Origin of the sequence: Motilimonas cestriensis, from assembly GCF_021295315.1 — a bacterium.
Classification (GTDB): domain Bacteria; phylum Pseudomonadota; class Gammaproteobacteria; order Enterobacterales; family CBDFNC01; genus Motilimonas; species Motilimonas cestriensis.
This window is the reverse complement of record NZ_JAIMJA010000005.1, coordinates 209,556-227,559: the sequence shown is the minus strand read 5'-3', so window position 1 is coordinate 227,559 and position 18,004 is coordinate 209,556. Positions and strand designations below refer to the sequence as shown.

Here is an 18,004-nt window from a genome sequence, read left to right as displayed (position 1 = left end):
ATATATTACTCCAGTGCTTTAATGGTGTTAACGTGAAATTAATGATGAGCCCATTCAACTTTGCTCAAATCAATACCTTCTTTGAACATGTCCCAAAGTGGTGACATTTCACGTAGGCGGCCTATATTTTTATTTATAATTTCAATTGCGTAGTCAATTTCTTCAGCAGTCGTGAAACGGCCCATACTGAAGCGAATAGAACTGTGCGCTAATTCATCATCGCGACCAAGGGCGCGAAGCACATAAGAAGGCTCAAGGCTTGCAGAAGTACAAGCACTGCCTGATGAAACGGCCAAATCTTTCAGTGCCATGACCAGTGATTCGCCTTCAACGTAGTTAAAGCTCACGTTTAGGTTACCGGCAATACGGTGCTCCATTGAGCCATTGATATAGACTTCTTCCATGTCCTTAACGCCATTCCATAAGCGTTCACGCAAAGCTAAAATGCGATCTGACTCTTCAGCCATTTCTAATTTTGCGATACGAAAAGCTTCACCCATTCCCACAATTTGGTGAGTAGGCAGTGTACCGCTGCGCATGCCACGCTCATGACCACCACCGTGCATTTGCGCTTCTAAGCGTATACGTGGTTTGCGACGTACATACAAAGCACCAATGCCTTTAGGGCCATAAATTTTATGTGCAGAAAATGACATCAAATCGACTTTTAATTCTTGTAAATCAATCGGTAACTTTCCAACACTTTGCACAGCATCAACGTGGAAATAAATTTTGTTGGCACGACATAACTCACCAATGGCAGCAATATCTTGGATCACACCAATTTCGTTATTTACATGCATAATGCTCACTAAGATAGTGTCATCGCGAAGTGCTGCTTTCACTTGTTCAACACTAATAATACCGTCGGTATCTGGCTCTAAATAAGTCACTTCAAAACCGTCACGCTCTAACTGGCGACAAGGGTCTAGCACCGCTTTATGCTCAGTTTTCGAGGTGATGATATGCTTACCTTTTTTGCCGTAGAATTCAGCAATACCTTTAATAGCAAGGTTGTTTGCTTCGGTCGCACCTGAAGTAAACACGATTTCACGAGGATCAGCATTAACAAGATCGGCAATATCATTACGGGCGATATCTACCGCTTCTTCAGCCTGCCAACCAAAACGGTGAGAGCGAGAGGCCGGATTACCAAAATTGCCATCTAAGGTTAGGTATTGCATCATCTTTTCAGCGACCCGAGGATCCACTGGGGTTGTTGCAGAATAATCAAGATAAATTGGCAACTTCATTTTGTTCTCCATATAAGCACGTCTGTCGTATAGTGCTGCACATTGCTATAAGCGAAAATTCACTTCCAACTGTTCTAATTTATTAACCAGCTTACTTTCAGTGCTGGCTGATTTCATTTTATTATCTTGCGCAACGGCAATCTGTCTTACTTCTGCATTATTGACCAGTTCGGCCAAGCTAATGCCATTAAGAAAATCACTGATCCGATTGCTAAGCTGATTCCAAAGGGAATGAGTAAGGCACTGTACACCGTCTTGGCAAGTTCCAGTCCCCATACACTTTCTGGCATCAACTGACTCATTTACGGCATCGATAATCATGCCAATGGAAATTTCATCGCCACCTTTACCGAGTAAGTAACCGCCACCAGGGCCTCTCACACTCGAAACAAGGCCTTCTTTTCTTAACTTAGAAAACAGCTGCTCTAAGTAAGACAAAGAGATACCTTGGCGTTCAGAAATCTCTGCTAATGGCACTGGGCCTTTACCTGTATGTAGCGCTACATCTAACATTGCGGTTACGGCGTAGCGGCCTTTAGAAGTCAGTCTCATTGCGCATCTCTGTTGTAAACTTAAGATGCATTATCAAATAACCGACTAAATTAGTCAAGTATAAAACCAACTAAAACACTCAGGTATTCTTAGGTTCACCTTTAACCCGTTTTTCTGGCCTTCTGATGCCCTGTACCGCTTTGTCAATCGATGTCAACATGCCACGCAAAATGTTCAATTCTTGCACTTCGGGGCGAGCGCGATTGAAGAAACGACGTAACTTGTTCATCACTTGGCCAGGATGTGATGGCACAATAAATTCAACCTCGGCTAAGGTGCCTTCTAAATGCTGGTAGAATCGTTCAAGATCCGCGCTGAGTGGGTATTCTTGTTCTTGTTTGGGCCAACTTTCTTGAGCTAAAAATGTCATGCGCACTTCGTAACATAACGTTTGCACTGCCATTGCTAAATTGAGCGATGAATAATCAGGGTTGGCAGGAATATTGACATGGAAATGACAACGTTGTAATTCATCGTTGGTTAAACCGGTGCGCTCTCGACCAAACACCATTGCTACTTTTTTGTCTTGGCCCTCTTGCACCACTTTTGCCGCCATGTCACGGGGACCAAACATCGGCCAATTTAACGTTCGCGAACGGGCACTGGCACCAACCACTAACTGGCAATCAGCAATCGCATCTTCTAAATTTTCATAAGTAATAATATTTTTAACCACATCTGATGCGCCCGCAGATAGCGCGATAGTGTGACTATCCACTTCACAGTCAGGTGTTACCAGTACTAAATCGTGGATCCCCATGGTTTTCATTGCACGCGCCGCACTGCCAATATTACCAGGATGAGATGTGCCAATAAGCACGATACGTACATTTTCTAACATGAGACCACTCTACTGCGATTAAAAATGCGGATTCTACCACAGCGTAGCGCGTAAAAAACGCCTTTTATTACTTTACTATGCGCTATTGTATTGATAAGATCCGCCGCCGTAATTTTATACAACGTTCTTTAACATCTAGTGGTGAATCCGATATGCATCCTATGCTAAATATCGCGGTACGTGCAGCACGTAACGCAGGTAATGTAATTGCTAAAGCTTATGAGCAACTTGAAAAAGTTGAAGTAGAACAAAAAGGTTCAAACGATTTTGTAACCAATGTTGATAAAGAGGCTGAATTAGCAATTATCAATACCATTCGCAAATCGTACCCTGACCACTGCATTGTGGCAGAAGAAAGCGGCGAACTAGCCGGTAGCGAAACTGACTACCAATGGGTTATCGATCCACTAGATGGCACTTCCAATTTCGTTCGTGGTATCCCACATTTTGCCGTTTCTATTGCACTTCGTGTAAAAGGTAAAACCGAACAAGGTGTTGTGTTCGATCCAATCAATAATGAATTATTCGCAGCCACTCGTGGCTCGGGTGCCCAATTAAATGGTTATCGTATCCGCACGACCAATGCTAAAGATCTTAAAGGCACCTTGCTCGCTACAGGCTTCCCATTTAAACAAAAACACCACAGCGAATCATACATGGCGATTTTCGCTGACTTATTCACTGATGTAGCCGATATGCGTCGTGCAGGCTCTGCCGCTCTTGACCTCGCTTATGTGGCTGCTGGCCGTTATGATGGCTTCTGGGAGCTTGGCCTTAAGCCTTGGGATTTCGCCGCGGGTGAGCTGATTGCTAAAGAAGCGGGTGCTATCGTAACTGACTTTGCTGGTAACCATGAATACCTAAAATCAGGTAACCTAGTAGCAGGTAACCCTAAGGTAGTGAAGCAAATATTGGGCAAAATCCGCCCACATTTAACTGAATCAATCAGCCGTTAATTACCAATATTACTGATGATGAACAAAAAGGCGCAATCGCGCCTTTTTTTATGCCTGTAGTTAATCGTTGAACTTATTCAGCTATCTCATGGCCCGCTTCTTTCCAACCACGAAAGCCACCGTCCATGCTGATCACCTTGGTGTAACCCATTTTCTGCAAGTTTTCGACCGACAACGCAGACCGATAGCCACCACCACAATAGACCACAATCTCTGTTGCTAAATCGGGACAGCGTTGTTCGATATCGCGCTCTAATATGCCGCGACCTAAATAAATAGCACCGGGAATATGTCCTTTAGCCCATTCACTCTCTTCTCGATTATCAATCAGTACAAATTCTTTACCGGCATCAAGCCAAGATTTAACAGTCGCTACATCTGTTTCTTGAATTTGCGCGCGTGCTTGATCCACTAACGTTAAAAATCGTGTGCTGTGCTGCATAAAAAAGTCCTTATTTAAAATATCCCTAAACTACGACAAGGTGTTGAATATGGGGGCTAACCTAGATTAGGGTTAAGCAATACGTCAATGACATTGCCCATAAACGTAAGATGCTCATGTTGCCAGCCCGAACCCAGTAAGTAGATGAAATAGTATATTAATCCTGATATTACCTCGAATAGCAATGACAAAAAAACCCGCCGCAGCGGGTTTTGTCAGAAACTGATACTTATTGGCCTAAACCACTGGCTCTTGATCAGCGCCTTCTTTTTCAATTTCGACGGGGATCATATGTTCACGGGAAATGCCCAAAGCAACGGCCAATGCACTAGCAACGTAAACCGATGAATAAGTACCGACAAAGATACCCACTAGTAATGCCGTAGCAAAACCATGGATCATCGCACCGCCTTTCAAGAACAAGGCAATCAATACGAATAATGTAGTGCCTGATGTAATTAAGGTACGACTAAGGGTTTGTGTCAGCGAAATATCCACAATCTCTTTTGGTCCACCCTTACGCACACGGCGAAAGTTCTCTCGAATACGGTCAAATACAACAATGGTATCGTTGAGTGAATAACCTACTACCGCTAACACCGCAGCTAACACCGTTAAATCAAACTCTAATTGAAACAGTGAAAAAACACCAAGTGTTAAAATAACGTCATGGCCCAATGCCGCTACCGAGCCCAGTGCTAAACGCCACTCGAAGCGCATACTCACGTAAAGCAAGATACACGCTAACGCGACAATAATCGCAAGGCCACCATTTTCTGCCAGCTCAGCCCCTACATTGGGACCGACAAATTCAATACGACGCATTTCAACGCCTTGATCTATGTTGGTCTTCAGTGCGGTCAGAATTTGCTGGCCAATGACTTCACCTTTAACGCCTTCGAGTGGCGCTACCCTCGCCATCACCTCTTTGGTACTGCCAAAGTGCTGCACGATAGCGCCAGGGAACCCATTATCAGTAAGCACATCACGCACTTGATCTAAATCAGCAGGCTGTTCAAAGCCCACTTCAATCAACGTACCACCGGTAAAGTCCAAGCCCCAGTTAAATCCTTTAACTGCGATAATACCGATTGCAAGAATCACTAAAAACAACGACAAAAATGACGCTGGTTTAGCGTATTTCATGAAGCGGATCGTATCGCCTGGTTTTAAAATTTGAAACATAATTGATACTTCCTGTTAAATCGATAGCTTCTTCAGACGTTTACCGCCCCAAAGCAGGTTAACGATAGCGCGAGTACCCACAATAGAGGTAAACATTGAGGTCGCAATACCAATCATCAAGGTAACAGCAAAGCCTTTGACAGGGCCCGTACCAACAGCAAACAGAATAAACGCAGTGATCAAGGTGGTAATATTGGCATCTGCAATGGTTGAGAATGCATTACCATAACCCTGATTAATGGCTTGTTGTACGCTCTTACCTTCCAGTAACTCTTCCCGAATACGTTCAAATATCAGCACGTTTGCATCCACTGCCATGCCGACAGTTAATACAATACCGGCAATACCTGGCAAGGTTAATGTTGCACCCGGCACCATCGACATAATACCGACAATCATCACGATATTGACCAACAGCGCCACGTTAGCTACCAAACCAAATGCACGGTAGTAAAGCGCCATAAAGATAACCACAGCAGCCATACCATACATCATCGCCGCCATACCGTTATCGATATTTTGCTGGCCCATACTTGGACCAATAGTGCGTTCTTCAACAATTTGAATAGGCGCAATCAAGGCACCCGCACGCAATAGTAGCGCTAAGTTATGTGCTTCAGCTGGATTATCAATACCGGTAATACGAAAGCTACGACCCAGTTGCGCTTGAATAGTTGCCACGTTGATAATTTCTTCGTGTTTAACCAGCTTACGCTTGCCGTTTTCGTCTTCTTTACCCGTTGGTAGCCATTCAATAAACAACGTCGCCATCGGCTTGTTAATATTGTTTTTAGTCACACGGGACATTTTTGAGCCGCCCTGTGAGTCCAAATCAATATTTACTTGCGGGCGACTGTATTCATCCATGCTAGAGCGTGCACCAACGATATGATCACCGGTCAGCATAATTTGCTTTTGCAATACATATGGCTGGCCATCACGGTTTTTATAAACCTGTGAGGTAGATGGTAAACGACCTGCAACCGCATCACGAACATCGGTTTTTTCATCAACTAAACGAAACTCTAGCATGGCGGTTGCGCCAAGAATTTCTTTCGCTTGTGCCGTGTCTTGCACCCCTGGTAATTCAACTACGATGCGATCAGAGCCCTGACGTTGCACTTGTGGCTCAGCCACACCCAGTTGGTTTACACGGTTACGAATAATAGTAATGTTTTGCTCAAGGGCGTAATTCTTGGTTTCTTTAAGCTTATCTTCACTCATTGAAACTTTTAATAAGTAAACGCCTTCACTTTCATCATCATCAAACACAAAACCTGGGTACTTTGGCTTTAAGAATGTCTCAGCTTCGCCGCGTGTTGCTTCATCGGCAAAACGTAAAATAACACCATTCGTTTGTGCATCTTCTCGCACGCCGCGATAGCGAATTTTTTCTTCACGCAGTTCAGAGCGAAAATCACTGACCATTTGTTCTTTGGCTTTTGCGATTGCCGCATCCATGTCCACTTCCATTAAGAAGTGAACACCACCGCGTAAATCCAAGCCCAGTTTCAGCGGGCCTGCACCAAATGCTTCTAGCCAAGCTGGCGTGGCTGGCGCTAAGTTTAATGCAGTAGTGAATTGAGCACCTAATAACTCAGAGATAAGCTCTTTTGCTTTTAGCTGATCATCACGGTTCACTAAGCGAACTAAAAATTTACCTTCTTCAAGAGCAGCGCTTTTTACAGCAATATTAGCTTGAGAGAGTGCATCGTTAATTTGGCCAACGGTGCTCAGTTCAACTTCTGCGCCACGTTTGCCCGATACTTGTACGGCAGGATCCTCGCCGTAAAGGTTGGGAGTTGCATAAAGTAAACCTATGGCAATCACTGCGATCACCATAATGTACTTCCACAACGGATATTTGTTTAACACAGTAAACGTCCTTGTAGACTTATAGAGACTTTAGCGTACCTTTAGGCAAGATCGCACTAACGAAGTCTCTTTTAATAACAACTTGATTGTTCTCGTTTAATTCAATTGTGATGTAATCATTTTCATCTGATACTTTGACAATACGACCAACCAAACCACCTTGCGTCAACACTTCGTCTCCTTTTGACAGTGACGACATCAAGTTTTTATGCTCTTTTACACGTTTGTTTTGTGGACGAAAGATCATGAAGTAGAAAATAGCAGCAAAGACTACCAACATAAAAATCATCGACATACCACCACCCTCGGCACCGGCGGCGGGAGCTGCATAGGCATTTGAAATCAAAAAGCTCATTTTTATTCCTCGTTCTTATTTAAAAATTATTTTTCTTCTAAAGGGGGGACCGGCTTACCAATCTTCCCGTAAAATTCAATCACAAACTCGTCTAATTTACCTTTCTCAATGGCGTTGCGCAAACCTTCCATTAAACGTTGGTAATAACGCAGATTATGAATAGTATTTAAGCGTGCACCTAAAATCTCATTACACTTATCTAAATGATATAAATATGCCCGAGAATAGTTTTTACAAGTGTAACAGTCACATTCTTTATCTAATGTGCTGATATCTTCACGGTGCTTAGCGTTGCGGATTTTTACCACACCCTCACTGGTAAACAAATGTCCATTGCGCGCATTTCTCGTTGGCATCACGCAATCAAACATATCAACGCCGCGGCGAACCCCTTCTACCAGGTCTTCAGGCTTGCCTACGCCCATTAGGTAACGTGGTTTGTCTGCTGGAATTTTAGGCGCGATATGCTCAAGAATGCGGTGCATGTCTTCTTTGGGTTCACCAACAGCAAGGCCACCGATGGCGTAGCCATCAAAACCAATCTTGGTTAACCCCTCTAAAGAAACGTCACGTAAGTGTTCGTACACGCCACCTTGAATAATGCCAAATAACGCATTAGGGTTTTGTTTCGCGTTAAATTGATCGCGACTACGTTTAGCCCAACGCAATGACAATTGCATCGACTTTTCAGCCTCCGCTTCAGTAGCCGGATATGGCGTGCACTCGTCAAAAATCATCACGATGTCAGAGCCGAGATCGTATTGAATATCCATTGAGCCTTCAGGGCTTAAAAAGATTTTTTCACCATTAACTGGGTTACGAAAATGTACGCCCTCTTCGGTGATCTTACGGATATCGCCTAAGCTAAACACTTGAAAGCCGCCCGAATCCGTCAATATTGGCCCCTGCCAGTTCATAAAGTCGTGCAAGTCACCATGTTTGCGCATCACCGCTTGGCCTGGGCGTAACCATAAATGGAAGGTGTTACCCAATAAAATTTGCGCACCGGTTTCTGCCACTTCTTCCGGCGTCATGCCTTTTACCGTGCCATAAGTGCCTACAGGCATAAAAGCGGGGGTTTCTACGCTGCCACGTTCAAAGACCAAACGGCCTCGACGAGCGCGGCCGTCAGTGTTTAATAGTTCGTATTTCATTATTACCTCTTCAAATCAGAAAAACAGTCCGATCGAAACTTGGTGAGTTAAGAGAGTGTTACCTCTCGATTATTTTAGGGTTTTGCGAGTTAAAAACATGGCATCGCCATAACTAAAGAAGCGGTACTTTTGTTCAATCGCTGTAGCATAAGCGGGCATGATATTTTCAAAGCCGGCAAAAGCAGACACCAACATGATCAAGGTCGACTCAGGCAAGTGAAAATTAGTGATCATGGCGTCCACTAGTTGAAATTCATAGCCGGGGTAGATAAAAATTTGCGTGTCGTCGAAAAACGGAGCCAAAGGTTTGCCTTGAGCAAGAGTAACTTGCGCGGCACTTTCAAGAGATCGAACCGATGTGGTACCAACTGCAATCACGCGGCCACCACGTGCTTTAGTCGCTAATATCTGTTCAACCACTTCCGCTGGCACTTCAGCATATTCAGAATGCATTTGGTGCTCAAGCACATTGTCAACCTTCACTGGCTGAAACGTGCCCGCGCCAACATGTAAGGTAACAAACGCTTGCTCAATCCCCTTGTCTTTCAAGGTTTGCAATAACTTGTCATCAAAATGTAAGCCTGCTGTTGGCGCAGCGACAGCACCGGGTTTTTTGTTATAAACGGTTTGATAACGCTCTTTATCTGAGTCTTCGTCTGGACGGTCTATGTAGGGTGGTAGCGGCATATGGCCGATACTTTCCAATACTTCCAGAACATTACGCTCGTCATTAATTTCAATCTCAAACAGCGCATCATGACGTTGCAGCATCGTTGCATTGACGGTGCCTTCAAGCAGTAGCTTGTTACCGGGCTTTGGCGATTTTGAACAGCGAACATGGGCAAGAAAGCGTTTTTCGTCGAGCACACGTTCAACCAATACTTCCAATTTTCCGCCTGACTCTTTTTGGCCAAACATCCGCGCGGGGATAACGCGAGTATCGTTAAAGACTAAAAGGTCTCCAGCAGACAGTAAATCTACAATGTCAGTGAAGTTTTTATGCGCGACAACGCCCGAATTACCGTCTAAAGCTAATAATCTGCTAGAACTGCGCTCAGGATTAGGATATCGCGCTATTAACTCATTGGGGAGTTCAAAAGAAAAATCGGCTACTTTCATTACTGCATACCATCACAAAAGAAGGCCGCTAGTCTAGGCTGCAGCTCGCTTAATATCAAGTATTCTCAGCTTCGATAGGCCGAGATATCACACTGAACGACGGTAGAAGCCTAGTAAAATGAGTAAGCTCAGCCAAATCAGGTTAATCGCGCCCCCGCCACTCGATGATGTCTGCTTTTCAGCGATACTGTTATCCGCATTAATCGCAACACTAAATGCTAACTGCGCAACAGAGCCATCATCTGCGTAAGCCGATAGATTGACTTGGTGAACATCATTAGGACTACCTGTTAACGTTAATGTCAAATCACAGCTTTGCGCGGGTGCCAACACCTGACCAAGGCAGGCCTGATTATCCAATGACAACGCGGTGCAGCCCTGTTGTACTATTTGGCTAATGGTTAACGCCTCATTCGTCGGATTGTATATTGCCACCTTTTGCACTAATTGCGAGGCGCTAAAAATAGGCGCATTACTGAATAACAATCCTTGGCGCTGCGCATTAATCCAGCTTAAATAATCAGGTACAAAAGTAAACGCCGCGGGCAGACCTGCTAGCCCACACGCGTCTGCTGCGCCAAAACTAACAATGCCAAATTGTTGTCGGCCAGCACTGGTTTCGGCCAATACGGGGCCGCCAGAGTCACCAAAGCAAGTATCTTGCAGAGCCTCTCCTCCAGCGCAAAATACTGAATCAGAAATATAACCATAAGGGCAAGGTTGGTAAGGTAAAAACACCGATTTGAGCTGATTGGGATAGTGATTTCCTGCTTGATTATCGGCCCCCCAACCTTGCGCTTCAAAAAGACTATTGCCAATGCTGAACTGGGTTAAACTGCCTGTGCCAAGAGTAGTAATAAGACTATCGATAGGCTCAGCTACATAAAGTAAGGCAATATCATCATTCAAGCGGCTGGCATTAAAATTCGGGTGAATCAGCACCCGACTAATTTTAGCACGCCGACTGTAATCACCTGAATCACTTAAATTAACCCCGCTATAGAATATTTCGAGCGGATAATCTTCAATGCCATCTCGATTAGCATCCTGCGATTCTGCGTTAACGCAGTGGGCAGCCGTTAGTAGCCAATGGGGAGAGATTAAGGTGGCACCACAAAAGTGATACAGAATGCCATCTCGCCAAACCTGTAAACTGACAATTCCTGTGTTGGGTTGTGCCACCGTTTGTCCCCCGACAATTCTTGGCGCAATCACGCCAGCACCGGCTAAACAAAAACTAATCGTTAAGACTGCCGCAACTCGTATCAGTGCCCTGTGGCTTAAACACTTAACCATTAGCTAATCTCCCTTGTCTGCCTATCTTTAAGCTTAGGCGTAAAGTGAAATAGCGGTATCGAGCTAACATAATTTAAAGGTCAATAATCGATAAGGGCTCCCCTATAGACTCACCAATTAATCAAGGTGAATGATTTTAAAAACAATTAATTATATAAACATGATAAAGATCAACGGCAAAATGTCTGCCGTTGACTAGATTTAAAGTAATAAAACAGGAGGGTTCACTATGATCACTGTAGCCGATATCATGAGCACGAGTTTACACACCCTTAGCCCTCAAGATACCCTTGCCAGCGCCGCCCAACTAATGGCAGATAAACGCATACGGCACATACCGATACTTGACGAAGCCGACCAACTGGTTGGTTTAATCTCGGAACGAGACCTACTTGCAGCTAAACAATCAAGCGTAATTAAAGACACCGGTGAGAATACGCCTTGGACTAAAGTGACAATAGCTCAAATTATGACTAAAAATTTAACCACGGTTGATCCAAAAGCCAGTGTTAAAAGTGCAGCCATTTACATACAACAGCACAAATTTGGTTGTCTACCAGTTGTAAAAAAAGAAAAATTATTAGGTATTATTACAGATACAGACTTTGTTGCTGTGGCCATTAATTTATTAGAAATCGAAGAGCTGCACGCTTCTGATGAAGTTTAACTTGTAATATAGTTTCATCATAAAGCATGAGTTTTCGCTAACTTAGCTCATCCGACCTTATTAATTGCTGAGAATGAACACTTAATAAGTGATTAAATTACATTTTTGGCTTGCATTGTGAGATCCATCACATTAACATGCGCCCATATCATTTATCGATGTATTGCTTAGCAAGCCAATACAAGCACTCATGAAGTGAATTGCAGTGCTGGTAAGATGAGTTTTCCATTAAGCTGCATAGGATGTGAGTGCTTAATGCTAATGAGTAGACGATACTTGTTAAACTATTCCTTGTTTTTTAACCCTGCTTAACTAAGCAGGGTTTTTTTTACCTTAAAAATAATCACTTAAACCGTTTCATCTAGTTTCTAACGACGACTCCGCTATTACAAATGCACTACCACCAAGTTATTTAAATGCTGAAAAACATCCCTGTTCGAGCCAATCTTGGTGCCGCTTTGAAACCTCAAGCTTAAGGATCTGATCATATTCACTCGCCTGCTGTTCCATCAATGCTTCAAGTAAAGCAATGCGCTTGGCGATCCAGCGACAGCTAGGGGATAAACCTTGATGCAATGAAAACACATCATCTAACTCACCAACAGGCTGATAAACCTGTTGTGACTGTCTCGTTGAATTTGCAGTAATGGGCTGTGTTTCTAAGCTGATCTCAAATTCCATAAAACGTTTATTTAACCGCACCTCAGGCGCAGGTGGCTTATCGGTATAGTGGATCACACCCTTTTCATCAATCCATGAAAACAATGTTTGAGCAGAGCCTATCTCACTCGATAACAGGGCTAACAAACAAGCGAAACACCAAAAACGCTGCAATAGAATCCTCATAATCACCTATCTTACTTAACTTAGCCTAACAGCTTGATGCCATTACCTATACTAAGATAAATATAGCAACTGAAATATTTATTTACAGTATAGTTAATATCAGACTAAACAGTCAGTTATCAGCGTTAGGGAGTGAGATGAAAAAACTATCCAAGAAAAAATATGAACAAGCACTGCTCGAGTTACAGACTGAGTTGGTGATACTGCAGCAGTGGGTGGTTGAACACCAACTCAAAGTGGTAGTGTTGTTTGAAGGCCGCGATGCAGCGGGTAAAGGCGGCGCAATCAAGCGTATTACAGAAAAGCTTAACCCTAGGGTATGCCGCATTGCCGCCCTGCCCGCGCCTAATGACCGCGAAAAAAGTCAGTGGTATTTTCAACGCTACGTGGCGCATTTACCCGCCGGAGGTGAAATAGTGCTATTTGACCGTAGTTGGTATAACCGAGCAGGCGTAGAGAAAGTAATGGGTTTTTGTGATGAGGAGCAATACCGTGACTTCTTACACGCCTGCCCTAAGTTTGAACGTATGTTGACTCAGTCTGGTATTATTTTAATTAAATATTGGTTTTCAGTTTCCGATGAGGAGCAAGAGAAACGTTTTCTTGATCGTATTAATGATCCCTTAAAACGTTGGAAGTTTAGCCCCATGGATCTTGAATCACGCAGCCGCTGGGCCGCTTATTCAGAAGCCAAAGATGAGATGTTCGCTTATACCGACACCACATCTAATCCATGGTGGGTAGTCAATTCAGATAACAAAAAAAGCGCGCGACTCAATTGCATTAGCCACTTACTGAGTCAAATTGATTATCAAGCTTTACCCGCCAAAGAAATTGTTTTACCGCCATTAAACAAAAAGGCGCAAGAGAAATATCTCCGTGCGCCTCTAGACAGTCAGAATTTTGTGCCTGAATTATTTTAAATTCGGACTAACCCTTATTTTACTTCAAAATAAGGGTTTAATAGAGATTCCTGATGATTATAAAGCAATGCACTGCCATCTAGTTGACACACCGTTGCACCTGCTTGCTCTGCCACACAATGCCCAGCACCTGTATCCCAATTCATGGTAGGTCCTAAACGAGGATAAATGTGTGCCGCCCCTTCTGCTACCATGCAAAACTTTAGCGAGCTGCCTACAGGTACCATCTCATAGTTTTCAAAACGGGTTAGATATTCAGCTAAGTCTGGGCTGGGATGCGAGCGGCTACCAACAATTTTAACCGTTTCACCCACTGCTGGAGCTTCAACTTTCAGGCGACGTGTCGCGCCATTTTCCGTTAAGAACGAACCATTTTCATCAGCAAAGTACAGCTTATCTAATACTGGCGCATATACCACACCTAACACCGGTTTATTGTTATGGATCAGTGCAATATTGACCGTGAACTCGCCGTTTTTCTTGATGAACTCTTTGGTGCCATCAAGGGGATCAACCAACCAAAAGGTCTGCCATGTTTGGCGCACTTGCCAGCTAATATCTGCCGCCTCTTCAGACAATATTGGAATATCAGGTGTCGCCGCCTGAAGCCCCTTAACAATTACATTATGTGCGGCCAAGTCGGCTTCTGTTAATGGTGATTGATCAGACTTAGTTTGCACTTCAAAATCACGCTGATAAATCTCAAGGATCGCCTCACCAGCTAAACGTGCAATATCGCAAATATCAGCAATGGGTTTATCGATTAATGTAGCCATGTTGCTCCAAATATTGAATGATTTGATCGACTGCTTCAGACAATGGACGCTCGCCATTCTCTACTTGAATTTCTGGATTCTGCGGCGCTTCATACACAGAATCGATACCGGTAAAATTCGTAATCTCTCCGGCACGAGCTTTCTTATACAATCCCTTAGGATCGCGCTGCTCACAAATATCCAGTGGCACATCGACATAAACTTCTGCAAACTCGCCTTCAGGTAATAACTCACGCACCATTTGGCGCTCAGCGCGGTGCGGTGAAATAAATGCAGTCAGCACAATCAGGCCCGCATCCACCATCAGTTTAGCCACTTCACCCACGCGACGGATATTTTCTTTGCGATCATCATCAGAAAAACCCAAGTCGCAACATAGACCATGGCGCACATTGTCACCATCAAGTAAATAAGTATGCACGCCCAATTGATGTAAACGCTGCTCAACTGCACCTGCCACGGTGGACTTACCTGCACCGCTTAAGCCAGTAAACCATAATACACAAGCCTGCTGATTCTTTTGTTGGCTTCGTGTATTTTTATCAATGGCATGTTCATGCCACACTACGTTTTCATCAGCCATGGGCGTCCTTGTTTATAATTGAAAAAGTTAAAAGGGAAATAGCCAAATAATCATCGACAATACCGTGATGGAATACCCAATCGAAATAGGGATCCCTATTTTTAAGTAATTTTTTAAACGGTAATTACCTGCGCTGTAGACCATTAAATTAGTTTGGTAACCGTAAGGAGAAATAAAGCTACAGCTGGCGGCAAAAATAACCACCATAATAAATGCGGTGGGGTCAACACCATAACCAACGGGAATACTATAAGCAATAGGGAAAGCCAAGGCTGCTGCAGCGTTGTTAGTGATCACTTCAGTCAGCAACCAAGTTAACACATAAACCGCTATCAAGGCGCCAATAAGCCCCCAGTTGGCAAAATAGGTATGCATGAAGTGCCCCATCATGTCAGCCAAACCACTGCTGGTCATTAACTGAGCTAAGGTTAATGCAGAGCCTACAACAACCCATATTTCAAATGGAAAGCGGCGCTTAACTTCATTCCAAGTGATAGTGCCTGTTACTAAACAAGCGATCAGTAACACTAATAGCCCTTTAAGCAAAGGAACAACATCGAAGACAGCCAAACCAATCACAGCGGCAAAACCTAGCATCACGCCGCCGCTGCGGTATTTATCTAAACGGGTACTGGCATCAACACCACTAACGACGACAAACTCACGGTTCAATCGCTTAGTTTTATAAAAATCTCGTCCCGGCGCTAATACTAAAGTATCGCCTTCGCGTAAAATAATGTTACCAAGGCCACCTTGTAAGGGCGTGTGACCACGTCGGATCGCCACCACTACTGCGTCAAATTCTTCACGAAAGTGACACTCTTTAATGCTTTTACCTTTTATATCCGCGCTGTGGCTAACAATCACCTCAACCAAATTTTGCCCTTTGAGCTGATTCTCTGCGAATAAATCTAAACCCGGGATATCTTGCAAGATGCCAACACTATGCACTGCGCCGCAAAATAGTAGAATGTCGCTCTCTTGCAACGCCTCATCAGGTGAAACCGGACAAATACGTTGGCCTTTTCGAATAATTTCCGCTAGATAGAGTTGCTGTAAATTTCTTAAATTGTTCTCCGTAATCGTTTTACCGATCAAGGGCGAGCCAGGGTTCACTTTCGCTTCGAGAAAATAATCCGCTTCTTCTACTATCTCGGCCTTGGTATCAGGCAGTGATGGGCTTAACAGCATGATCATGACTAACCCCACAGTAAAGGCCGCTAAGCCAACGATAGTAAAGTCAAAAAAACCGATGCTTGGTAAGCCAGCATCAACCACAAAACTGTTAACGATTAAGTTTGTTGAGGTGCCGATAAGGGTTAATGTGCCACCAAAAATTGCAAAATAAGACAGCGGAATGAGCAAGCGTGAAGGGGCATGATTACCGTTGCGCTTGATGGCACCAATTAACGAGGCCACCACCGCGGTATTATTGGTAAACGACGACAAAAATGCCGTCGAGATACCGAGCTTGAACAGCACTTGGAGCAAACTTCCTGAAGAAATTTGCTGGCTAATCCAAGAAATTAAACGTGTTTTTTCAATGGCAGCTGAAATAATCATCAGCAATACCAACACCAGCAATGAGCTGTTGGAGAAGTTGGCCATCATGCTCGATAATTCGATCATGCCGGCCAAGTAACACAAAATAATGGCTGCGCCAAACAACAGAGCAGGCTTTAACCTAGACGTTATCAGTAACGTTATCAGTACAGCTAAAACACCTAATATCCCTATCTGGTCTAGCGCCATTGTCCATTACTCCGCTAACTTACTGATGTCTAACGCTTGCCAATGAGGAAAGTGTTTGCGTACCAGTGAGTTAAACTCAAGTTCAAATTCGCTGAACTCGTGATTCTGCTCTTTCGCTGTGGCTGATTTAGTGATCATACCCGCGCCAACAGTCACGTTGGTTAAACGGTCAATGACAATAAAACCACCGGTGTCGCGTACGTCTTGATACAAGTCAAACGCCACTTGCTCTTCAAGATGAACCGTACAAGATGCAATCTCGTTAAGCTCAAGCTGGCTCGCATCTGACTTTTCTAGGGTATTCACATCCACTTTATATGCGATGCTTTCGATATAGCCAGGCGTTTTCTTACTGGCTAATTTGAAGTCATATTGACGACCAGGCACCATGGCATCATCAGCCATCCAAACCAAGTTCGCTTCAAACGCATTACTTAATTCAGCTTCAGCACCCGATTTAACAATCACATCACCACGACTAATATCAATTTCATCGTTTAGTGTGATGGTGACTGCTTGACCCGCAAATGCCGAATCTAGCTCACCGTCGAAAGTCACAATCGACTTAACCGTTGATTTTTTACCTGAAGGCAAAGCAGTAACCGCATCGCCTTTAGCAATGGTGCCACTAGAAACCGTACCGGCAAAACCGCGGAAGTTCAGGTTTGGACGATTCACATACTGCACCGGAAAACGGAAATCTTGTGCAACCAACTCACCTTGTACCTGTACATTCTCAAGAATGCTCAGTAATGGCGCTTCTTTGTACCAAGGCATCGCAGGGCTTTGTGTGACTACGTTGTCACCTTTTAAGGCTGACAACGGCACAAATTTAATATCGCGCTCACCTAAGCCTTTAGCGAATTCTAAATAGCTTGCTTTGATTTCTTCATAGCGCGCCTCTGAGAATTCAACTAAGTCCATCTTGTTGATAGCCACCACAAAATGCTTAATACCAAGAAGAGAGGCTATAAAGCTGTGACGCTTAGTTTGCGTTAACACGCCGTAACGCGCATCTACCAGAATAACTGCAAGCTCACAGGTTGATGCACCCGTTGCCATGTTACGCGTGTATTGCTCGTGCCCTGGTGTGTCAGCAATAATGAACTTACGCTTAGCCGTTGAAAAGTAACGGTACGCAACATCAATGGTGATACCTTGCTCACGCTCGGCAGCGAGGCCATCAACCAGCAATGCTAAGTCTAGCTCTTCACCTGTGGTGCCCATTTTTTGGCTATCGGTATGCAGCGATGCTAACTGATCTTCATAAATTTGCGCACTGTCGTGTAACAGACGACCAATTAAGGTACTTTTACCATCATCTACGCTGCCACAAGTTAATAAACGTAATAAACTTTTGTTTTGTTGTTGGTTTAAATATTCTTCAATACCAACACTGCCAATTTCTTCTGCAATTACTGTATTCATA

At 43.9% G+C, this 18,004-nt stretch carries 18 protein-coding genes; 3 read left to right on the top strand and 15 right to left on the bottom strand.

Annotation, left to right across the window (positions count from 1 at the left end; translation table 11 throughout):
• Positions 1–38 precede the first annotated feature (38 nt).
• From K6Y31_RS07090 to trmJ, 3 genes are all read right to left on the bottom strand, one after another.
• Positions 39–1,253 carry an IscS subfamily cysteine desulfurase gene (locus K6Y31_RS07090; RefSeq protein ID WP_233052110.1) on the bottom strand — a complete coding sequence of 405 codons (1,215 nt, stop codon included), beginning with the start codon at positions 1,251–1,253 and terminating at the stop codon, positions 39–41.
• A gap of 45 nt (positions 1,254–1,298) precedes the next feature.
• The gene (iscR, locus tag K6Y31_RS07085; RefSeq protein ID WP_233052109.1) at positions 1,299–1,805 is read right to left on the bottom strand and encodes a Fe-S cluster assembly transcriptional regulator IscR; all 507 of its coding nucleotides are present in this window, start codon (positions 1,803–1,805) and stop codon (positions 1,299–1,301) included.
• Positions 1,806–1,884: 79 nt separating this feature from the next.
• On the bottom strand, positions 1,885–2,646 hold the full coding sequence (trmJ, locus tag K6Y31_RS07080) for a tRNA (cytosine(32)/uridine(32)-2'-O)-methyltransferase TrmJ (RefSeq protein ID WP_233052108.1): 762 nt from the start codon (positions 2,644–2,646) through the stop codon (positions 1,885–1,887).
• A 152-nt stretch (positions 2,647–2,798) separates the two neighbouring features.
• Between trmJ and suhB the strand changes: the two genes are divergently transcribed.
• Positions 2,799–3,602, top strand: a complete 804-nt coding sequence (gene suhB / locus K6Y31_RS07075; protein ID WP_233052107.1) for an inositol-1-monophosphatase — start codon at positions 2,799–2,801, stop codon at positions 3,600–3,602.
• A 73-nt stretch (positions 3,603–3,675) separates the two neighbouring features.
• On the opposite strand, the gene K6Y31_RS07070 is transcribed toward suhB, so the two are convergent.
• From K6Y31_RS07070 to K6Y31_RS07040, 7 genes are all read right to left on the bottom strand, one after another.
• Positions 3,676–4,044, bottom strand: a complete 369-nt coding sequence (locus K6Y31_RS07070) for a rhodanese-like domain-containing protein (RefSeq protein ID WP_233052106.1) — start codon at positions 4,042–4,044, stop codon at positions 3,676–3,678.
• A 237-nt stretch (positions 4,045–4,281) separates the two neighbouring features.
• Positions 4,282–5,229, bottom strand: coding sequence for a protein translocase subunit SecF (gene secF, locus K6Y31_RS07065; protein WP_233052105.1), 948 nt, complete (start codon positions 5,227–5,229; stop codon positions 4,282–4,284).
• A gap of 15 nt (positions 5,230–5,244) precedes the next feature.
• Entirely contained in the window at positions 5,245–7,104 is a 1,860-nt protein-coding gene (secD, locus tag K6Y31_RS07060) for a protein translocase subunit SecD (protein ID WP_233052104.1), read from the bottom strand.
• Positions 7,105–7,123: 19 nt separating this feature from the next.
• The gene (yajC, locus tag K6Y31_RS07055) at positions 7,124–7,459 is read right to left on the bottom strand and encodes a preprotein translocase subunit YajC (protein WP_232802719.1); all 336 of its coding nucleotides are present in this window, start codon (positions 7,457–7,459) and stop codon (positions 7,124–7,126) included.
• A gap of 26 nt (positions 7,460–7,485) precedes the next feature.
• Entirely contained in the window at positions 7,486–8,613 is a 1,128-nt protein-coding gene (tgt, locus tag K6Y31_RS07050) for a tRNA guanosine(34) transglycosylase Tgt (protein WP_233052103.1), read from the bottom strand.
• A gap of 69 nt (positions 8,614–8,682) precedes the next feature.
• Positions 8,683–9,732 carry a tRNA preQ1(34) S-adenosylmethionine ribosyltransferase-isomerase QueA gene (gene queA / locus K6Y31_RS07045; protein ID WP_233052102.1) on the bottom strand — a complete coding sequence of 350 codons (1,050 nt, stop codon included), beginning with the start codon at positions 9,730–9,732 and terminating at the stop codon, positions 8,683–8,685.
• A gap of 87 nt (positions 9,733–9,819) precedes the next feature.
• Entirely contained in the window at positions 9,820–11,028 is a 1,209-nt protein-coding gene (locus K6Y31_RS07040; RefSeq protein ID WP_233052101.1) for a S1 family peptidase, read from the bottom strand.
• Positions 11,029–11,257: 229 nt separating this feature from the next.
• Here K6Y31_RS07040 and K6Y31_RS07035 point away from each other — a divergent pair, with 229 nt between their 5' ends.
• Positions 11,258–11,695, top strand: coding sequence for a CBS domain-containing protein (locus K6Y31_RS07035; protein ID WP_233052100.1), 438 nt, complete (start codon positions 11,258–11,260; stop codon positions 11,693–11,695).
• A gap of 408 nt (positions 11,696–12,103) precedes the next feature.
• On the opposite strand, the gene K6Y31_RS07030 is transcribed toward K6Y31_RS07035, so the two are convergent.
• Positions 12,104–12,541 carry a DUF4124 domain-containing protein gene (locus K6Y31_RS07030; RefSeq protein WP_233052099.1) on the bottom strand — a complete coding sequence of 146 codons (438 nt, stop codon included), beginning with the start codon at positions 12,539–12,541 and terminating at the stop codon, positions 12,104–12,106.
• Positions 12,542–12,678: 137 nt separating this feature from the next.
• On the opposite strand from K6Y31_RS07030, the gene ppk2 reads away from it, so the two are divergent.
• On the top strand, positions 12,679–13,464 hold the full coding sequence (gene ppk2 / locus K6Y31_RS07025) for a polyphosphate kinase 2 (RefSeq protein ID WP_233052098.1): 786 nt from the start codon (positions 12,679–12,681) through the stop codon (positions 13,462–13,464).
• A gap of 14 nt (positions 13,465–13,478) precedes the next feature.
• Here the strand turns inward: ppk2 and cysQ are convergent, their stop codons facing one another.
• Genes cysQ through cysN form a run of 4 tightly spaced genes read right to left on the bottom strand, consistent with a single transcriptional unit; the run spans position 13,479 to position 18,003 of the window.
• A complete protein-coding gene (gene cysQ / locus K6Y31_RS07020) occupies positions 13,479–14,240 on the bottom strand; it encodes a 3'(2'),5'-bisphosphate nucleotidase CysQ (protein ID WP_233052097.1) in 762 nt (253 codons plus the stop codon).
• Entirely contained in the window at positions 14,221–14,823 is a 603-nt protein-coding gene (gene cysC, locus K6Y31_RS07015) for an adenylyl-sulfate kinase (protein WP_233052096.1), read from the bottom strand. Before cysC ends, cysQ begins: the two co-directional genes overlap by 20 nt.
• Positions 14,824–14,850: 27 nt before the next feature.
• Positions 14,851–16,575 carry an SLC13 family permease gene (locus K6Y31_RS07010; RefSeq protein ID WP_233052095.1) on the bottom strand — a complete coding sequence of 575 codons (1,725 nt, stop codon included), beginning with the start codon at positions 16,573–16,575 and terminating at the stop codon, positions 14,851–14,853.
• Between the two features lie 6 nt (positions 16,576–16,581).
• The gene (gene cysN, locus K6Y31_RS07005; protein WP_233052094.1) at positions 16,582–18,003 is read right to left on the bottom strand and encodes a sulfate adenylyltransferase subunit CysN; all 1,422 of its coding nucleotides are present in this window, start codon (positions 18,001–18,003) and stop codon (positions 16,582–16,584) included.
• Position 18,004: the final 1 nt, after the last annotated feature.

What these genes read in the sequence shown, in the direction of transcription:
- K6Y31_RS07040 (WP_233052101.1), bottom strand. Translation starts at nt 11,028, where the DNA reads ATGGTTAAGTGTTTAAGCCACAGGGCACTGATACGAGTTGCGGCAGTC.
- ppk2 (WP_233052098.1), top strand. Translation starts at nt 12,679, where the DNA reads ATGAAAAAACTATCCAAGAAAAAATATGAACAAGCACTGCTCGAGTTA.
- K6Y31_RS07010 (WP_233052095.1), bottom strand. Translation starts at nt 16,575, where the DNA reads ATGGCGCTAGACCAGATAGGGATATTAGGTGTTTTAGCTGTACTGATA.
- cysC (WP_233052096.1), bottom strand. Translation starts at nt 14,823, where the DNA reads ATGGCTGATGAAAACGTAGTGTGGCATGAACATGCCATTGATAAAAAT.
- K6Y31_RS07070 (WP_233052106.1), bottom strand. Translation starts at nt 4,044, where the DNA reads ATGCAGCACAGCACACGATTTTTAACGTTAGTGGATCAAGCACGCGCG.
- secF (WP_233052105.1), bottom strand. Translation starts at nt 5,229, where the DNA reads ATGTTTCAAATTTTAAAACCAGGCGATACGATCCGCTTCATGAAATAC.
- K6Y31_RS07035 (WP_233052100.1), top strand. Translation starts at nt 11,258, where the DNA reads ATGATCACTGTAGCCGATATCATGAGCACGAGTTTACACACCCTTAGC.
- queA (WP_233052102.1), bottom strand. Translation starts at nt 9,732, where the DNA reads ATGAAAGTAGCCGATTTTTCTTTTGAACTCCCCAATGAGTTAATAGCG.
- trmJ (WP_233052108.1), bottom strand. Translation starts at nt 2,646, where the DNA reads ATGTTAGAAAATGTACGTATCGTGCTTATTGGCACATCTCATCCTGGT.
- tgt (WP_233052103.1), bottom strand. Translation starts at nt 8,613, where the DNA reads ATGAAATACGAACTATTAAACACTGACGGCCGCGCTCGTCGAGGCCGT.
- iscR (WP_233052109.1), bottom strand. Translation starts at nt 1,805, where the DNA reads ATGAGACTGACTTCTAAAGGCCGCTACGCCGTAACCGCAATGTTAGAT.
- suhB (WP_233052107.1), top strand. Translation starts at nt 2,799, where the DNA reads ATGCATCCTATGCTAAATATCGCGGTACGTGCAGCACGTAACGCAGGT.
- cysQ (WP_233052097.1), bottom strand. Translation starts at nt 14,240, where the DNA reads ATGGCTACATTAATCGATAAACCCATTGCTGATATTTGCGATATTGCA.
- K6Y31_RS07030 (WP_233052099.1), bottom strand. Translation starts at nt 12,541, where the DNA reads ATGAGGATTCTATTGCAGCGTTTTTGGTGTTTCGCTTGTTTGTTAGCC.
- cysN (WP_233052094.1), bottom strand. Translation starts at nt 18,003, where the DNA reads ATGAATACAGTAATTGCAGAAGAAATTGGCAGTGTTGGTATTGAAGAA.
- yajC (WP_232802719.1), bottom strand. Translation starts at nt 7,459, where the DNA reads ATGAGCTTTTTGATTTCAAATGCCTATGCAGCTCCCGCCGCCGGTGCC.
- K6Y31_RS07090 (WP_233052110.1), bottom strand. Translation starts at nt 1,253, where the DNA reads ATGAAGTTGCCAATTTATCTTGATTATTCTGCAACAACCCCAGTGGAT.